This is a genomic window from Pontivivens ytuae (assembly GCF_015679265.1).
In the GTDB taxonomy this organism is placed as follows: Bacteria; Pseudomonadota; Alphaproteobacteria; order Rhodobacterales; family Rhodobacteraceae; genus Pontivivens; species Pontivivens ytuae.
This window is the reverse complement of the sequence record NZ_CP064942.1, coordinates 633,987-649,231: the sequence shown is the minus strand read 5'-3', so window position 1 is coordinate 649,231 and position 15,245 is coordinate 633,987. Positions and strand designations below refer to the sequence as shown.

The window sequence follows — 15,245 nt, the reverse complement described above, 5'->3', positions numbered from 1 at the left end:
ACCAAGCTTGGCAGCGCGCGCTCTGACGCCGCGGCACGCAACACCCCCGCGCGTCCGGCGAGGCTCCGGTGGATCTCATGCCATCACCGGGGAAAGCCGCCATGTCCGATCTCGCCGACTATCTCGCCACGCTCCGCCGCCCGCGCACCCTCGTAGGCGCCGCCCGCCGCGTCGCCACGGCCCCGCCGCTGAAATCGCCGATGCTGGTGGAGGAGGAGGCGCAGCTCGATGCCGAGCGCCGCGCGGGGTCCGCGGCCTATTCGCCGCAGCGCCATGTCCGGGTGCTGGGCGCGCTGATCGCACGCGCCCGCACGGAGGCTCAGGCGAAGGCGTCGGGCTCCGCCGCCTTGCGTCGCGCCACGTAGTCGGCCAGCGCCTCGGCCACGCTCGGATCGATCTCCGGCGCCACGTATTCGTCGAGCATCTTGCGCACCCGGTTGGCGGCGAGCATCTGCGTATCGGGCGCGCCGTCATCGGCCCAGGTCTCGTAGGGCCGGTAGTCGAGCAGGTTGGAGCGCCAGAACGCCTCCTTGAAATTCGCCTGCGTGTGGGCGCAGCCGAGGTAGTGCCCGCCAGGCCCCACCTCACGGATCGCATCCATCGCCTGACCGTTCTCGGAGACATCGACGCCCGCCGCCATCGAATGCAGCACGCCGAGCTGGTCGGCATCCATCACGAACTTCTCGAAGCTCGCGACCAGCCCGCCCTCCAGCCAGCCGCAGGCGTGCAGCATGAAGTTCACCCCACCGGTCAGCGCCGCGTTCAGCGTGTTCGCCGTCTCGTAGCCCGCCTGCGCATCCGGCAGCTTCGCCCCCGTCAGCCCCCCGCCGGAGCGGAAGGGCAGGCCGAGCCGCCGGGCGAGCTGCCCCGCGCCCCACAGTATCTTCGACGCTTCGGGCGTGCCGAAGGTCGGCGCGCCGGAATTCATGTCGATAGAGGTCACGAACGCGCCGAAGATCACCGGTGCGCCGGGCCGCACGAGCTGCGAGTAGGCGATACCCGCCAGCGCTTCGGCCAGCACCTGCGTCAGCGTGCCCGCCACACTCACCGGCGCCATCGCCCCACCGACGATGAAGGGAGAGATGATGCAGGCCTGCATGGCCTCCGCATAGACCTCCAGCGCCCCCATCATCACCGCGTCGAAGGTGAGCGGCGAGTTGATGTTGATGAGCGAAGTCATGTGCGGCGCCTGCCTCGCCGCCTCCCCGAACAGGATCTCGCACATCTCCACGCTGTCGCGCGCGCGGGAGGGCTCCGTCACCGCGCCCATGAACGGCTTGTCGCTCAGCGTCATATGGGCGAGCAGCATGTCGAGATGCCGCTTGTTCACCGCCACATCCGTCGGCTCGCACAGCGTGCCGCCCGAATGGTGCACCCATTTCGACAGGTAGCCGAGCTTCACGAAGGTCCGGAAATCCTCGATCGTCGCGTAGCGCCGCACCCCGTCGAGGTCGCGCACGAAGGGCGGGCCGTAGACCGGGGCGAGCACCAGGTTGCGCCCGCCGATCTCCACGTTGCGCTCGGGATTGCGGGCATGCTGGGTGAACTGCGACGGTGCGGTGGCGCAGAGCGTGCGCGCCAGCCCCCGCGGAATATGCACCCGGTCGCCGCGCAGATCGGCCCCGGCCTGCCGCCAGCGCTCCAGCGCGCCGGGATTGTCGCCGAAGGTGACGCCGATCTCCTCCAGCACCGTCTCGGCGTTGGCCTCGATGATCTCCAGCGCCTCCGACGTCAGGATCTCGAAATCGGGGATGTTGCGCGTGATGTAGCGCGCGGCCTCGATGCGCGGGGCGGAGCGTTCCGCCCGCCGTGCGGCCCCGCCGCCGCCGCGCCGCCCGCGGCGTCCCTCGCGCATCACTTCGCCCATCTCGATCCTCCACATCAAACGGATGAGGCAATCTAGACGGCCCGGCGCGCCCACCCCGGAGGATTCCGCCTCTCCGGCGTCCGGAAGCGACATTGCCGCGTCGTGAACCCGCGCAGCCCCCCGCGCGTTGGCTTGGTTAACCGGACAAGGAGGCACCGATGCGCGCGACCACCCTGATGGCGGGACTGGCCCTGATCGCCCTCGCGGGCTGCTGGGAGGATGAGGAGGAGACGGGCGGCGACGACACCGCCGCCCTCGGCGAGGAGCTGCCCGCCGACGTCGCCGGCGTGGAGGAGACCGCGCCCCTCACCGATGCCGAAGCCGCAGCGCTCGCCGCCGCTCGCGCCGAAGGGGAGGAGATCGCGGCCGCCCGCCAGGAGATCGCCGATCAGGTCCGCGCCCTGCGCGCCGAAGCCGAAGCGAGCCTCTCGCTCGCCCGCGCCGAGCGCGCGACCCAGGCGGCCCTGCGCGCCGCCCGCCGCGCCGAACTCGCCGCGCAGGAGGCCGAAGCCCGCCTCGCTGCCCTCGCCGATGAGACCACTGCCGAGGTGGAGATGGAGATCCCCGAAGGCCCCCTCGCGCCCTTCCTCGGCGCCTGGGCCATCGATCCGACTGCGGAGGCGCCCGACTGGGTGCTGGGCCGCGACGCCCTGATCTGGTCCCGCGGTGCCTGCGCTCTCGGTACGGTTCAGGAGGAGGGGACGTCCGTCCGGGTCGAACTCACCGGTTGCGAAGGGGGCGACGCCAACCGCATCGTCGCCTTCGAGCCCGCCGATCCGGGCATCCGCGTGCTCACCCCCGACGGCCCCTTCGAGCTGACGCGCGTCGAGTGAGCGGGATTACATGAAGCCCAGTTCGAGCCGCGCCTCGTCGCTGAGCATCTCCATGCCCCAGGGCGGCTCCCAGATGAGCTGAACATTCACCGTCTGCACGCCGGGCAGGGGCTCCACCGCCTCGGCCACCCAGCCCGGCATCTCACCCGCAACAGGGCAGCCGGGGGCGGTCAGCGTCATCAGGATCTCGACATTGCCGTCCTGCGAGATCTCGATCGTGTAGACGAGGCCCAGATCGTAGATGTTCACCGGGATTTCCGGGTCGTGCACGGTGCGGCACGCCTCCACCACGCTGTCATAGAGCGGATGGTCGGTCGTCGATGGCTTGATGAGGGGGGCACCCTCCATCGGGGCTTCGGCATTCATGCGATGCGCTCCGGTCCAAATTCCTGACGGAAGATATAGGGAAAGGGCGGCAGGGCGTAAAGGCGGCCATGCCGGGCTGTCACCCTCCGGCGCGACCGGTGGGCCTAGTGTTGGAGGTCATCGGCTGCGCGAGCGGGAGATCTGCGCCTCCGGCGGGGATACTTGGCGCAAGAAGAAGACGGCGAGGAATACGGTGCGAGTTGACCTCGCGCGCCCGGCGCGGCATCTGGCGGCGTCCGCGAGGGAGAGTTCCATGACCCGTTTCCGCTTTCAGGTCGCCGCCACCGATGGCAAGGCGCGCACCGGTGCGATCACCACGCCGCGGGGCGAGATCCGCACGCCGGCCTTCATGCCGGTCGGCACGGCCGCGACGGTGAAGGCGATGATGCCTGAAAACGTGCGCGCGACGGGCGCTGACATCCTGCTCGGCAACACCTACCACCTGATGCTGCGTCCCGGCGCGGAGCGGGTGGCGAAGCTGGGTGGCCTCCACCGTTTCATGAACTGGGACCGCCCGATCCTCACCGATTCCGGCGGCTTTCAGGTCATGAGCCTCAGCGATCTGAGGAAGCTCACCGAGGAGGGCGTCCGCTTCAAATCGCATATCGACGGGTCGGAGCATTTCCTGTCGCCCGAGCGCTCGATGGAGATCCAGAAGCTCCTCGGCTCCGACATCGTGATGTGCTTCGACGAATGCCCCGCGCTGCCCGCCGACCGTCCGCGGATCGAGGAGAGCATGCGCCTCTCCATGCGCTGGGCCCAGCGCAGCCGCGACGCGTTCGGCGACCGCCCCGGCCACGCGCTCTTCGGCATCCAGCAGGGCGGGCTGGAGGAAGACCTGCGCGCGGAAAGCGCCGAGGCCCTGCGCGGCATCGAGTTCGACGGCTACGCGGTCGGCGGCCTCGCCGTCGGTGAGGGGCAGGAGGCGATGTTCGGCTGCCTCGACTACGCGCCCGGCCAACTGCCTCAGGAAAAGCCGCGCTACCTGATGGGAGTCGGCAAACCCGACGACATCGTCGGCGCCGTTCAGCGCGGCATCGACATGTTCGACTGCGTGCTCCCCTCGCGCTCCGGCCGCACGGGGCAGGCGCAGACCCGCTTCGGGCAGGTGAACCTCAGGAACGCGCGCCATGCCGAGGATCCGCGCCCGCTCGACCCCGACTGCACCTGTCCCTGCTGCACGAACTACTCCCGCGCCTACCTGCACCATGTGCACAAGTCGCAGGAGATCATCGCCGCCATGCTGCTGACCTGGCACAACCTGCACTACTATCAGGAGCTGATGCAGGGCCTGCGCGACGCGATCGCGGCCGGAAGCCTCGACGCCTTCGTCGCCGCCTTCCACGCCCGGCGGGCCGAGGGCGACATGGAGCGGCTCTAGCGCTGTGGAAGCTGCCGCCCAATCATGCTCCAGTCCCGCCGCCCCTCGATCCGGGCGCGGGCGCAGATCATCCTGTCCCGCGGCAGATCGTCGAGCCAGCCGAGCACCACGTTACCCAGTGTCTGCGCCTTGCGCCGCTCGGTGATCGTGACTTCGCACAGGCCCTGCGCCACCTCCTCGATCCGCACCGAGAACGTGCCATGGTGAAGCCCGTTCGGCTCCGGATAGGGCGGCTCGAAATCGTAGGAGAAGGCATGCGGCGGATCAGCCTTCGTCACGGTGATCCTCTGGATCTCCGCGGTGTGGCTCTTCACCGCATGGCGGAAATCGAGGTCGTGGTCGGTAGTTCCGGACAGCGGTTCTCTTGTCGCTGAACCAACGCAGTCGGGACGTGTTCTGAAAAAGAGCTTCGTATCTGTAGAGTTGAAAGCTCTCTAGCACACGCCGTGCTCCGCCTTTAACAAAATCATCCTCGTAAATGAAGTGGCAAGATGTGACGGCGGAGGATCCATCCTCTTTTGATAAGCCTATGTAGACAATGGCTGTTCCGACTGAAATTTCGACTAGCTCAAAAACTTCAAAGATATCATCGCAGCTATTCAATTCTTCTTCGGGCTGTTCTTTGTCGTTCATATTATATTTTCAGTACGAGCTTGCTTTTGATGGCTTTCAGCTTGAGGTGGGAACTGCTGCGGTCGATCCGCCAGTCGGAAGACTGCGGCGTTCTCTCATGTCCTGAACGAAGAAGTAACCTATGATCAGGATGATGCCCTCCGCCGCGAAGCGCAGACCCGGGAGCATCACGATGACGACAAGCGCCAACACACTGCCGAAGGCGAGGCTCATCAGTCCCGCCACGAGCACGATCATCGGCAGCGGATGGCCCGTCTCCGCCAGTCCCAGGACGGTCGCCGTGCCGATTCCGGCCATGTAGAGGATCACGCACAGCACGATCCGCCGATATTGAAGCGCGATTCGACGCAGCACGTTTGTCCCCTCCCGGTGGAAGCCCCTCCGGGCCGGCGCTACCTAAGGGATCAGATCGTGGCGGCAGGATGGCAGGCGGCCTTGTGCTCGCCACAGCGCCCGTTCAGCATGTCTCGAAACGAGTCGCGAAGCGCCCCCCTTGAACGCTTCGTGAACGGTCCACACCTACAGCCCCCCAAACGGGGAGGACCGGGCTGCCGATTATCGGGGCGGGACCTCCTGCGAGAAAGGATATCTCATGACCGAGACCACCAACATCACGCTTCCCGTGCTGCCGTTGCGCGACATCGTCGTGTTTCCGCACATGGTCGTGCCGCTCTTCGTGGGGCGCGAGCGGAGCGTGAAGGCCCTCGAGGCGGTGATGAGCGACGGCAAGCAGATCCTGCTGGCCGCGCAGAAGGATCCGGGCGAGGACGAGCCGACCACCGGCTCGATCTTCACCACCGGCGTCCTCGCCTCCGTCCTGCAACTCCTGAAACTGCCCGACGGCACCGTGAAGGTGCTGGTCGAGGGCAAGACGCGCCAGCGCCTCGACGCGATCCGCGACAACGGCACCTATTTCGAGGCCGACGCGACGCAGATCGAGGAGACGGTGCGCGACCAGCAGGCCGTCGACGCGCTCACCCGCAACATCGCGCAGGATTTCGAGCGCTACGCCAAGCTCAACAAGAACATCCCCGACGAGGCCGTCGCCGCCGTTGGCGAGATCTCCGAGGCCCACAAGCTCGCCGACACCGTCGCGGGCCATCTGGGTGCCAAGATCGAGGAAAAGCAGGAGCTTCTGGAAACCGCCGACCTCGGCGAGCGGCTGGAGAAGATCTTCGGCCTGATGCAGGGCGAGATCTCCGTTCTGCGGGTGGAGAAGAAGATCAAGTCGCGCGTCAAGAACCAGATGGAGCGGACGCAGCGCGAGTACTACCTCAACGAGCAGATGAAGGCGATCCAGAAGGAGCTCGGCGACGGCGACACCAACGAGGATGCCGTCGCGGAGTACGAGGAAAAGATTGCCGCGACCAAGCTGTCCGCCGAAGCCGCCGAAAAGGCCGAGGCGGAGCTCAAGAAGCTGCGGAACATGAGCCCCATGTCCGCCGAAGCCACGGTCGTGCGCAACTACCTCGACTGGATGCTGTCGATCCCGTGGGGCGTGAAATCCCGCGTGAAGAAGGATCTAGGCCGGGCCGAGGACATCCTGAACGCCGATCATTATGGGCTGGAGAAGGTGAAGGAGCGGATCGTCGAGTATCTCGCGGTCCAGCAGCGCTCCTCGAAGCTGCGCGGCCCGATCCTCTGCCTCGTCGGCCCGCCGGGTGTCGGCAAGACCTCGCTGGGCAAGTCGGTGGCGAAGGCCACGGGCCGTGAATTCATCCGCATCTCGCTGGGTGGTGTGCGCGACGAGTCCGAGATCCGCGGCCACCGCCGCACTTACATTGGCTCCATGCCCGGCAAGATCATCCAGTCGATGAAGAAGGCGAAGACCACGAACCCGCTCATCCTGCTCGACGAGATCGACAAGATGGGGCAGGACTTCCGCGGTGATCCCGCGAGCGCCATGCTGGAGGTGCTCGATCCCGAGCAGAACGCCACGTTCAACGACCACTATCTCGAGGTCGACTACGACCTCTCGAACGTGATGTTCCTGACCACGGCGAACTCCTACAACATGCCGCGGCCGCTCTTGGACCGGATGGAGATCATCACCCTCGCCGGCTACACGGAGGAGGAGAAGGCCGAGATCGCGCGCCGTCACCTCCTGCCCAAGCAGCAGAAGGGCCATGGCCTGAAGAAGGGCGAGTTCGAGCTGCAGGACGAGGCATTGCTGGAGATCATCCGCACCTATACCCGCGAGGCGGGCGTACGGAACCTCGAGCGTGAGCTTGCCAAGCTCTGCCGTAAGGCCGTGACCCTCCTGGTGAAGAAGGAGACCGAGAAGGTGGTCGTGACCGCCGACAACCTCTCCGACTTCCTGGGTGTCAAGCGCTTCAAGTTCGGCCTCGCCGAGGAGGAGGATCAGGTGGGTGTCACCACCGGCCTCGCCTGGACCGAGGTGGGCGGCGATCTGCTGTCCATCGAGGCGCTGCGCCTGCCCGGCAAGGGCCGGATGAAGACGACCGGCAAGCTCGGCGACGTGATGAAGGAGTCGATCGACGCTGCGGCCTCCTACGTCCGCTCCCGTTCCGTGGAGCTGGGCGTGAAGCCGCCTGAGTTCGAGAAGCTCGACATCCACGTCCACGTGCCCGAGGGCGCCACGCCCAAGGACGGGCCGAGCGCGGGCATCGCGATGGTGACCTCCATCGTCTCGGTGCTCACGCAGATCCCGGTGCGCAAGGACGTCGCCATGACCGGCGAGGTCACGCTGCGCGGCAACGTGCTGCCGATCGGCGGACTGAAGGAGAAGCTGCTGGCGGCTCTGCGGGGCGGCATCAAGACGGTGCTGATCCCCAAGGACAACGCCAAGGATCTCGCCGACATCCCGGACATCGTGAAGGACGGGATGGACATCATCCCGGTCTCCAACGTGACCGAGGTGCTGAAGACCGCGCTGACCCATATGCCGGAGCCCACCGAGTGGGACGAGGCAGCGGAACTCGTGGCCTCCCGCGCCGAGGGTCCGCAGGCCGGAGCGGGCCTCGGCGCCCACTAAGCGCCTGAGCCGAAACGACAAGAGGCCCCGGAGCATCCCGCCCCGGGGCCTTTTACTTGCCTTCGGATATATAGCTACCGTCCCGGCCACCGCGCCGGGACCGCTCGCCCCCGAAGCACCTCTCGATCACGCTGCACCGTGGAGCACACCGCTCCGAAAGGCCCCGGATCAAGTCCGGGGCGGTCGCTCTTGTTGAGACCGTCCCGGCCGCAGAGCCGGGACGGCTCGCTCCAAAGCACGCCGCGGATCACGCTGCACCCTGCAACGCACCGCTGCAAAAAGACCCCGGATCAAGTCCGGGGTGGTCCCGACAGGCGCAACCGCTCCGGGACCACCCCCATCAAACACCTCACTCCGCCCCGTCGCGCCGCATCGCGCGGTAGAGCGCGGGGTTGATCACCACGCCCTCGATCTGCGGGAACACCCCGGCCGCGTGCATCCGCCGGATCGCGCGGGTGAAATCCTCCGCGCTCTCCCAATGGGCCACGTTGATGAAGGTGTAGCGCGCCTCGGGGTCCAGCGCCCGGTGCAGCGTCGTGTCGATGTAGCCCGGCTCCCCGCTGAGGAAGGTGCGCGCAGCCCCCCAGGCCTCCAGCGTTTCGGCCTCCCGCCCCGGCGGCACCTCGAAGAGGTTGATGAGGGTCACGTCCGCGGCGACGGGGCTCGCGGCGATCAGGGCGCCAGCGAATGCGTTACGGAATGTCGTCATGATGCTCTCTCCTGTAACATAGCATGCTATGTATATTTGCATAGGAGGCTATGGAAGTCTAGCCTCCGCCCCATGCCCTTCTCGAAACAGAGTTCCCCCGGTTACGTCACCAATCACCTCGCCCGCCTCTTCGCCCAGCGGCTGGCCGGGGCGATCGCGCCGCTGGGCCTGTCGCCCGGCGTTTTCCCTGCGCTGCTGGAATTGTGGGAGCAGGACGGTCAGACGCAGGCCGAACTGGCCCGCGCGCTCGACATCGAACAGCCCACCATGGCCGCGACCCTCGACCGGATGGAGCGGGACGCGCTGATTCGACGGGTGCCCGATCCGGAGGACGGCCGCCGCCGCCGCGTGCTCCTCACGCAAAAGGCACGGGCCCTGCGCGATCCCGCGACACAGGCGGCGGGGCGGGAGAATGCGCGGGCGACCAAGGGCTTCTCCGATGCGGAGGCCGAGCAGCTCCTGGCACTCATGCACCGCGCCATCGCAAATCTGCAGACCGACGGTGACGACGCGATTGACTCCGCCTAGCCTCAGGAGGGAAAGCGAGGGCCCATCTGAACAGGACGAGCCATGATCGACACTCCCGACGACGCGCCCGACACCCCGGAGACCGACGACACCCCGCCGATGCTGCGCAAGCGGGAGCTGGTCGAGCGCGTTGCGGAGTTGACCGGCCGCAACAAGGCGGAGGTTCGTGCGACCCTCGACACCGCCTTTGCCGAGATGCGCACGGCGCTCCTCGACGGGCGCGATGTGCAGTACCCGGCGCTGGGGCGGATCCGCATCAAGACGCCGAACCGGCCGGACGCGCAGAAGATCTATCGCCTGATGCCCGCGAAGAGCGCTGCGGTGGATCCGACCGAAAACGGGCTTGAAGGCCCTGCCGCGGCGGAGTAGAGCGCGGGGCAGGGGCGGTTAGCTCAGTTGGTAGAGCAATTCGTTTACACCGAATGGGTCGGCGGTTCGAGTCCGTCACCGCCCACCAAACCGGACTCGCTATGCCGGGAATGGTTCAGAGCCCCATCTAACACTTTGAATGGAAACGATATTTCGGCGGTTCGATAACCCTCGTTTCGGTCATACCGAAGGGGTTGGGCGAACGCGAGCTTGAGCACGACCCTCTTCAAATGAAGTCCTCCGTTCTTGTAAATATTCCAGGGGTTTAACAAGAACCCCAGGAGCGGTTCGATAAATTCGTTCAGGCGTCCCCTTGCGGGCTGCGCGGATTGGATCTTTTCCGTCAGAACGTTCTTCTCTCGTTCCAGCTTCTCGATCTTTTGTTCGAAGGCGGCGACGGTCGAGGCGTTGCCGGCCTCCACGATGAGATCCAGGACCGAATCGAGCTTGGCCTGGGTCGCCTTCAGCTCGTCTTCGAGCCTTTTCTGCGTTTCACGGCCTTCTGCGAGGTGCAGTTCCCAGGCATCGCGGAACATGGCCCGCGCGGTGTTGAACAAGCCCGGTGACGGCTGCATCGCCCGGAGAATATCCCGTGCCCCATCCTCGATCTTGGCGCGCGGGATCGACTTTCGCTTCTGGGAACAATCGCGCGTGTCGCAGAGGTAGTAGGCGTAGTGCTTGCTTCGGCCCTTCGACCAGCAGGCCGTCATGGGCTCGCCGCACTCATTGCAGAGCACGAAGCCGCGCAGGGGGAAGTCCTCATGCGTATCGGCGCGTGTCGGGCCGCGGGCCTTGCCTTTCAGGATCTCCTGGATCCGCTCATGCATATCCAGGCTGATCAGAGGCTCATGATGGCCGCGACGGAGCGATACGCCCCATTTGGGGGCCTCGACATAACCGGCATAGGTGGGGCGCTGGAGCATCTCCAGGATCTTGGTCAAAGTGACCTCACCGGTGGTCTTCCCCTTGGGGAATGCGGGCTTGGATTCGAGGAAACGCTTCACCTCGGCCTGTGAGCGAAAGCGCCCGTCGGCGAAGCCTTCCAGCGCTTCGGCCACAATCGACGCAACCGGCTCGTCGCGGACCAATATCTTGCCGTGGATGCGATCCCGCTGATAGCGGTAGCCAATGGGAGGATGGAAGACCGAGTAGCCTTTCTCGACGCGGGCCTTCATCTTTTGGATCACTTGGCGCTTGTTCTGCTCGCGCTCCAGCTGGCCCTGGGCAGCGATGATGGTCTCGATGAAGCGGCCCTCGGGCGTGTCCTCGAAGTTGAAGTTCAAACACTCGATGGTGGCTCGGCGCTCTGCGAACTCCCGGCGAAGCTTGATGTGGAACTCGGTGTCGCGGGCGAACCGCTTCGGATCGTCAAATATGACGACGAAGGACCGGTCCTTCTGCGCATCGAGGAAGGCCAGCAGGGCAACCATACCGGGCCGCTTCATGAAGTCGCCGCCACCCGACGTATCGTCGGGGAACACCGCCTCCACCGTGTATCCGCGGTCCTGCGCATATTGTCGGCAGCGGTGTTCCTGGCTATCCAGGCCGCCCCCTTCGAGCTTTTGTCGTGTCGTGGAGACGCGGCAATAAATGATGGCCGCCTGTCCCGGGTCTTTGGTCTTTGGGTTTGTTGTCATCTCCTTCATCCTTGTGTTCGTTATGTAATCCTACTGTTTTGCATCATCTTGCGCCGGATGGCTTTCGTCTTCGTCGGGTTTTCCACAGCTTTCTTCGTCCGGCTCGATCTGCAGGCCCAGATCGATGAACGTGACGATGATGGTCCAGAGGGCCTGCAACACCTGCTTGCGCTGCTCCTCGTTCAGGCTGGGGTCCTCCAGCAGATGTTCATAGCGTGACACATCAATGCAGACCGTCTTACCTTCTGCGGTCCGGGTCGCCGCTCCGAAGTGCCGGATCATCTTCCCATCCCCCTTCATACCGCCATCCATCACCTCAGCCTCCTTTCGATTGACGCAGTTGTGCCTGTCCCCCGGCGGTGAGACCGGAGGGGGCCTTGTTCGGATTTGCCTTGGATGGATCTGGCGATGCTGCCCGTTGAGGCAGGTTGACCAATCCCGGATCATTTTTGTGGTTATTGCGGCGCACCGTAATCTGAGCGCGCTTTTTGTTCCGATCCTTCTCCTTTAGTTTAACATCCATGGGTTGCATTATGCAAATTACCTCTCCTGACCTTGGTCCTGGCCGCGCGCGCGGCGGCGCGGGGCCTGCGCCAGTCCAAAGTCTTCCCGGCCCTTGAAGGCGCGCGCCTGCAAGCGGCGGTGCAGCGCCGCGATGCGGGACTGGTGCTGCTGCCGGGTGGCGCGGTCGGCATCGTCGCGGAGGCCGGGATCGTCGATGCGATAGGCGGGTGCCGGGGTCTCCGGGTGCTGGGCGGCGAGCCAGGCCAGGCTCTCGCGGGTCTTGATGCCGGCCTGGGCGACCTGGTCCGGATCGGGTTTGCCCTCGCGGACCCAGTCGGCCTTGGGATCGGCCGACTGGGTGAAGGTCTGGGTGATTGTGCGATCCGTCATCCAGTCCGGCTTCTTGTCCGGCATGCTCAGCGCTCCCGGTCTTCGTCGCGGCGGCGGGTGCGGCTGCCGTCCCGCGCAGGCTGTTGCTCGGCCTGATCGCGCTGCTGGTCCTGGCGGCGGGTGCGCAAGGCATCATGCGCGCGGCCTGCCAGGTGCTGGAGGCCGAGCAGATCCTTGGCTCCGAAGCTGCCCGTCTCGTGGAAGGCCCCGTCCTGGTCGCGGTAGGTGCGGCTGAAGGTGACCTTGTGCTGTGGGCCGTGGGGACCGGGGTTCTCCCAGACGCTGGCGCGCAGGGCGCCCTCGCGCAGATGCTCCACGGGCTGCTTCTTGCGATCATCGGACATGGTGGTCTCCTTTGCTTGCTGATGGTCTCTCGGGTTGGCGGGTTACGGCGCGGGCGCGAAGCCCTCGACATGGCGGAAGGGGCGGAGGCCGCCCGCATATTGCGGGAGGTGCTGGAGGCGATCCGGCAGCGGGGCCTCGACGATCCGGCGGCGGCGCATGCCCCAGCGGGTGGCGATGCGCACGGTGCCGAGATCCTGGTCCTCGTTCGGGTTGGGGAAGAACCGCCCGGCGAAGCGCGCCTGGGTGAAGTAAGGGCGCTTTCCGGCGAGGAAGGGCCGCAGGCGGTAGCCGCGGGCCTGCACCAGCATCCGGTCGGCGGGCAGGCTCAGCAGCTCCTCGGGCTCCATCAGGGCCTTGCGCATCAGCGTGCGGTGATTGGCCTCGTAATCGAGCTGCCAGAGCTTCGGTCCGATCTCCAGCGGGTCCGCGCCTTCGAGCACCAGCCGGCGGCGCAGCTCCTGGGCCTGGGCCCGTGCGCGGGTCTGGGTGAGCGGATCGGCCATGGCGAGGGTGCGGTGGCCCAGCGTCTCGGAGCGGGCCCGGGCGGTCTCATAGTCGCGGATGCCGCCGCCGAGATCGAGCATCAGGGCGGCATTGGCCTCCAGCGTCGCCTTGCCGGTGGGGCCGAGATTGCGGGCGATCTGGCCATCGTCCTGGTAGAACAGCCAGGGCACGATCCCGGCGGCGCGGTCCACGGCCACCATCTTGGCCAGTTCCTCGAAGCGGCCCATGCGGGCGGCCTCATCGATCAGGAGATGGACGGGCGGCGCATCGGGCCGGGCCTTCTTGGCGGTGCGGATCGCGGAGATGAAGGCGCGGACCATCGGAGCCAGCACCTCCAGCAGCTCGTCAGGCAAGATCAGGGAGACGATGACCGGGCCGGGCTCCGGATCGGCGATCACCGAGAGCGGAGCATCGGCGAGGCTGTCATCGACCAGCGTGGCCTGCAGGTTGGGATCGGCCATGAAGGCGAGGCTGTTGGTCAGGCCCGCCATGACGGACTCGAAGGTGCGGGCTGCATCGTCATACATCGCCCGCATCTCGGCGCAGGTGGCGAGCACATCGGGCGGCAGGCGGTCGCTGGCCTGTTCGGGGAGGCGCAGGAAGGCGTCGAAGTCGGCGCGGGCCAGCAGCACCAGGCTGTAGAGCGCGGTGAACGACGTGCCGCCCTGCAGGGCGACATCCATGCGGGTTATGGCATCGCCGAAGCGGCGACCGGTCTGGTCGAAGAAGCGCCCGTCCCCGCCGCTGTCGGGCAGGAGGGCGCGCCAGAAGCGCTGGCTGTCGGGGACCAGCATCGCGGAGCCCGGCGTCAGGTGGGAGAGCAGCGAGACGCGCTGGTTGGGAAGATCGGTCACGCCGTAGGGATCGATGGTATGGAACGGGATCCCGGCCCGGGCGCAGTGCGGCTCGATGATCCGGCTGATCTCGCCGTTCTTGAAGTCGAGGACGACGAAGCGGGCGTCGGGGGCTCCGAGGATCACGGGCACCACGATCTGGCTGGTCTTGCCGCTGCCCGATCCGCCTGTCACACGCACCCCACCGCCATTCCAGTGGCGCAGGAACTTGCGTCCGAGATGCCCGAACTCCGGGCCGCGCGATCCGAACAACCCGGCGGCGCGGATCTCGGCAGCGGTGGCGAAGCGGGCCGAACCATAGGCATGCTGATCGAAGGTCATGGGAGGCTCCGTCCTGGAAACGACACCGCCGGGCGCTGCGCGAGCGCCCGGCGGACAACATCGGTTTACTCGTAGACCCCGCCGTAGCGCTTCAGCTTCTTGGTGGTCTTGATCTTGGTGGCGATGTAGAGAAGGATCGCACCGGCAGCGCCCATGATCAGGAACGTGCCGCCGTGTCCTCCCTGCAGCGCACCCCATGCGACGAAGCCGCAGACTCCACTGCCTCCGAGCATGCCATTGCGCAGGGCCTTCATCGGCTTGATTTCTATGTATTCGGGAAGTTCAGCCATGTTCATCTCCTTGATTGGCTTCGGTTACATGAGGCGGCTGGCGAGATAGACGCCTGCCGCCGTGACCGCGAAAAGGACGCTGGCCCGCGCTGCGAAGAACACGAACGGGTAGCAAAGAAGCGTCCAGGCGATCTCGAAAAGGTCCACGATTTCGGGCGGGTAGCTCATGGCCGCAACCATGGCGATGTAATCCACGGTGTGTTTGGCCATTAAACCGCCGAGCAGCAGGGCGATCATCGCGGCCACAATGGTCTTGAACCCACCCCGCATATCGCGACCCGGTCCAGGCATTTGATCCCGGGGATCGTTATTCTGCATAGCAACTCCTTTCACTTTCGTAGGCGACTCTGTTCCCGGCCCAAGGGGGCCGAGTTATTCCGGTCGAAAAGACAGGATTGTTGTCTTACTCAGTCATTTCGGCTTCGCCGGGGTGCGATCAAGGGCGAAACAAATGCCCGAAATCGCTAAATTCGGCGATGGCATTGATCTTTAAGGCAAAGAAACTTCTTGAGCCCTGAATTGCGCCAATTCAGCCGACATTGCATGCTTCATTTCCAAGCCCTCCAGGCCGAGTTTCTCTAGTGCCCAAAACGCATTCGCATTGGGCTTATTCGCATCACACCAATTCGATTGGCGGTCTCTTAGTATGGTTGTGTCTGGCCTAGGGCGCTGACAAGGCTCGCCGGAACGCCGGACTGAAAGGACCGCACCTGATATGT

The 15,245-nt window shown here is 65.8% G+C and carries 18 protein-coding genes, 1 tRNA gene and 1 pseudogene; 8 read left to right on the top strand and 12 right to left on the bottom strand.

Annotated elements, in window-relative coordinates; all coding sequences use genetic code 11:
- Positions 1–101 precede the first annotated feature (101 nt).
- Positions 102–365 (top strand): DUF6477 family protein, encoded by a 264-nt coding sequence (locus I0K15_RS03025; protein WP_196103968.1) that lies wholly within the window; start codon positions 102–104, stop codon positions 363–365.
- Here I0K15_RS03025 and I0K15_RS03020 read toward each other — a convergent pair.
- Positions 320–1,867 (bottom strand): trimethylamine methyltransferase family protein, encoded by a 1,548-nt coding sequence (locus I0K15_RS03020; RefSeq protein ID WP_230374259.1) that lies wholly within the window; start codon positions 1,865–1,867, stop codon positions 320–322. The two genes, I0K15_RS03025 and I0K15_RS03020, sit on opposite strands and share 46 nt — an antisense overlap.
- A 158-nt stretch (positions 1,868–2,025) precedes the next feature.
- Between I0K15_RS03020 and I0K15_RS03015 the strand changes: the two genes are divergently transcribed.
- Positions 2,026–2,700, top strand: coding sequence for a hypothetical protein (locus tag I0K15_RS03015; protein ID WP_196103967.1), 675 nt, complete (start codon positions 2,026–2,028; stop codon positions 2,698–2,700).
- 6 nt (positions 2,701–2,706) lie between these two features.
- Here the strand turns inward: I0K15_RS03015 and I0K15_RS03010 are convergent, their stop codons facing one another.
- A complete protein-coding gene (locus I0K15_RS03010) occupies positions 2,707–3,066 on the bottom strand; it encodes an SUF system Fe-S cluster assembly protein (RefSeq protein WP_196103966.1) in 360 nt (119 codons plus the stop codon).
- Between the two features lie 253 nt (positions 3,067–3,319).
- Between I0K15_RS03010 and tgt the strand changes: the two genes are divergently transcribed.
- Positions 3,320–4,447, top strand: a complete 1,128-nt coding sequence (tgt, locus tag I0K15_RS03005; protein WP_196103965.1) for a tRNA guanosine(34) transglycosylase Tgt — start codon at positions 3,320–3,322, stop codon at positions 4,445–4,447.
- Here tgt and I0K15_RS03000 read toward each other — a convergent pair.
- Genes I0K15_RS03000 through I0K15_RS02995 form a run of 3 tightly spaced genes read right to left on the bottom strand, consistent with a single transcriptional unit; the run spans position 4,444 to position 5,434 of the window.
- Positions 4,444–4,725 carry a hypothetical protein gene (locus I0K15_RS03000; protein WP_230374258.1) on the bottom strand — a complete coding sequence of 94 codons (282 nt, stop codon included), beginning with the start codon at positions 4,723–4,725 and terminating at the stop codon, positions 4,444–4,446. The two genes, tgt and I0K15_RS03000, sit on opposite strands and share 4 nt — an antisense overlap.
- Positions 4,712–5,080, bottom strand: a complete 369-nt coding sequence (locus tag I0K15_RS20980) for a hypothetical protein (protein ID WP_230374257.1) — start codon at positions 5,078–5,080, stop codon at positions 4,712–4,714. Before I0K15_RS20980 ends, I0K15_RS03000 begins: the two co-directional genes overlap by 14 nt.
- A 36-nt stretch (positions 5,081–5,116) precedes the next feature.
- Positions 5,117–5,434 (bottom strand): hypothetical protein, encoded by a 318-nt coding sequence (locus I0K15_RS02995; protein WP_196103963.1) that lies wholly within the window; start codon positions 5,432–5,434, stop codon positions 5,117–5,119.
- Between the two features lie 238 nt (positions 5,435–5,672).
- Between I0K15_RS02995 and lon the strand changes: the two genes are divergently transcribed.
- Positions 5,673–8,075, top strand: coding sequence for an endopeptidase La (lon, locus tag I0K15_RS02990; RefSeq protein ID WP_196103962.1), 2,403 nt, complete (start codon positions 5,673–5,675; stop codon positions 8,073–8,075).
- A gap of 349 nt (positions 8,076–8,424) precedes the next feature.
- Here lon and I0K15_RS02985 read toward each other — a convergent pair whose 3' ends face one another.
- On the bottom strand, positions 8,425–8,784 hold the full coding sequence (locus I0K15_RS02985) for an antibiotic biosynthesis monooxygenase family protein (RefSeq protein WP_196103961.1): 360 nt from the start codon (positions 8,782–8,784) through the stop codon (positions 8,425–8,427).
- 72 nt (positions 8,785–8,856) lie between these two features.
- Here I0K15_RS02985 and I0K15_RS02980 point away from each other — a divergent pair, with 72 nt between their 5' ends.
- The 4 genes from I0K15_RS02980 (at position 8,857) to I0K15_RS20975 (ending at position 10,247) form a co-directional block, all read left to right on the top strand.
- Positions 8,857–9,312 carry a MarR family winged helix-turn-helix transcriptional regulator gene (locus I0K15_RS02980; protein ID WP_196103960.1) on the top strand — a complete coding sequence of 152 codons (456 nt, stop codon included), beginning with the start codon at positions 8,857–8,859 and terminating at the stop codon, positions 9,310–9,312.
- 42 nt (positions 9,313–9,354) lie between these two features.
- A complete protein-coding gene (locus I0K15_RS02975) occupies positions 9,355–9,681 on the top strand; it encodes an HU family DNA-binding protein (RefSeq protein WP_196103959.1) in 327 nt (108 codons plus the stop codon).
- Positions 9,682–9,693: 12 nt separating this feature from the next.
- Positions 9,694–9,769, top strand: a tRNA-Val gene (locus I0K15_RS02970).
- 241 nt (positions 9,770–10,010) lie between these two features.
- Entirely contained in the window at positions 10,011–10,247 is a 237-nt protein-coding gene (locus I0K15_RS20975) for a hypothetical protein (RefSeq protein ID WP_230374256.1), read from the top strand.
- A 93-nt stretch (positions 10,248–10,340) separates the two neighbouring features.
- Here I0K15_RS20975 and I0K15_RS21205 read toward each other — a convergent pair.
- The 6 genes and pseudogenes from I0K15_RS21205 to I0K15_RS02940 all read right to left on the bottom strand — a co-directional run.
- Positions 10,341–11,318: pseudogene (locus I0K15_RS21205) on the bottom strand (recombinase family protein); the annotation flags it as partial.
- 540 nt (positions 11,319–11,858) lie between these two features.
- Positions 11,859–12,236: a hypothetical protein gene (locus tag I0K15_RS02960; RefSeq protein ID WP_196103884.1), complete on the bottom strand. Its 378-nt coding sequence runs from the start codon at positions 12,234–12,236 to the stop codon at positions 11,859–11,861.
- Positions 12,237–12,238: 2 nt separating this feature from the next.
- Positions 12,239–12,556 carry a hypothetical protein gene (locus I0K15_RS02955; protein ID WP_196103883.1) on the bottom strand — a complete coding sequence of 106 codons (318 nt, stop codon included), beginning with the start codon at positions 12,554–12,556 and terminating at the stop codon, positions 12,239–12,241.
- 42 nt (positions 12,557–12,598) lie between these two features.
- Positions 12,599–14,236 carry a type IV secretory system conjugative DNA transfer family protein gene (locus I0K15_RS02950; protein ID WP_196103958.1) on the bottom strand — a complete coding sequence of 546 codons (1,638 nt, stop codon included), beginning with the start codon at positions 14,234–14,236 and terminating at the stop codon, positions 12,599–12,601.
- Between the two features lie 65 nt (positions 14,237–14,301).
- Positions 14,302–14,526, bottom strand: coding sequence for a hypothetical protein (locus I0K15_RS02945; protein ID WP_196103957.1), 225 nt, complete (start codon positions 14,524–14,526; stop codon positions 14,302–14,304).
- A 24-nt stretch (positions 14,527–14,550) separates the two neighbouring features.
- A complete protein-coding gene (locus tag I0K15_RS02940) occupies positions 14,551–14,844 on the bottom strand; it encodes a hypothetical protein (RefSeq protein WP_196103956.1) in 294 nt (97 codons plus the stop codon).
- Between the last annotated feature and the right edge of the window lie 401 nt (positions 14,845–15,245).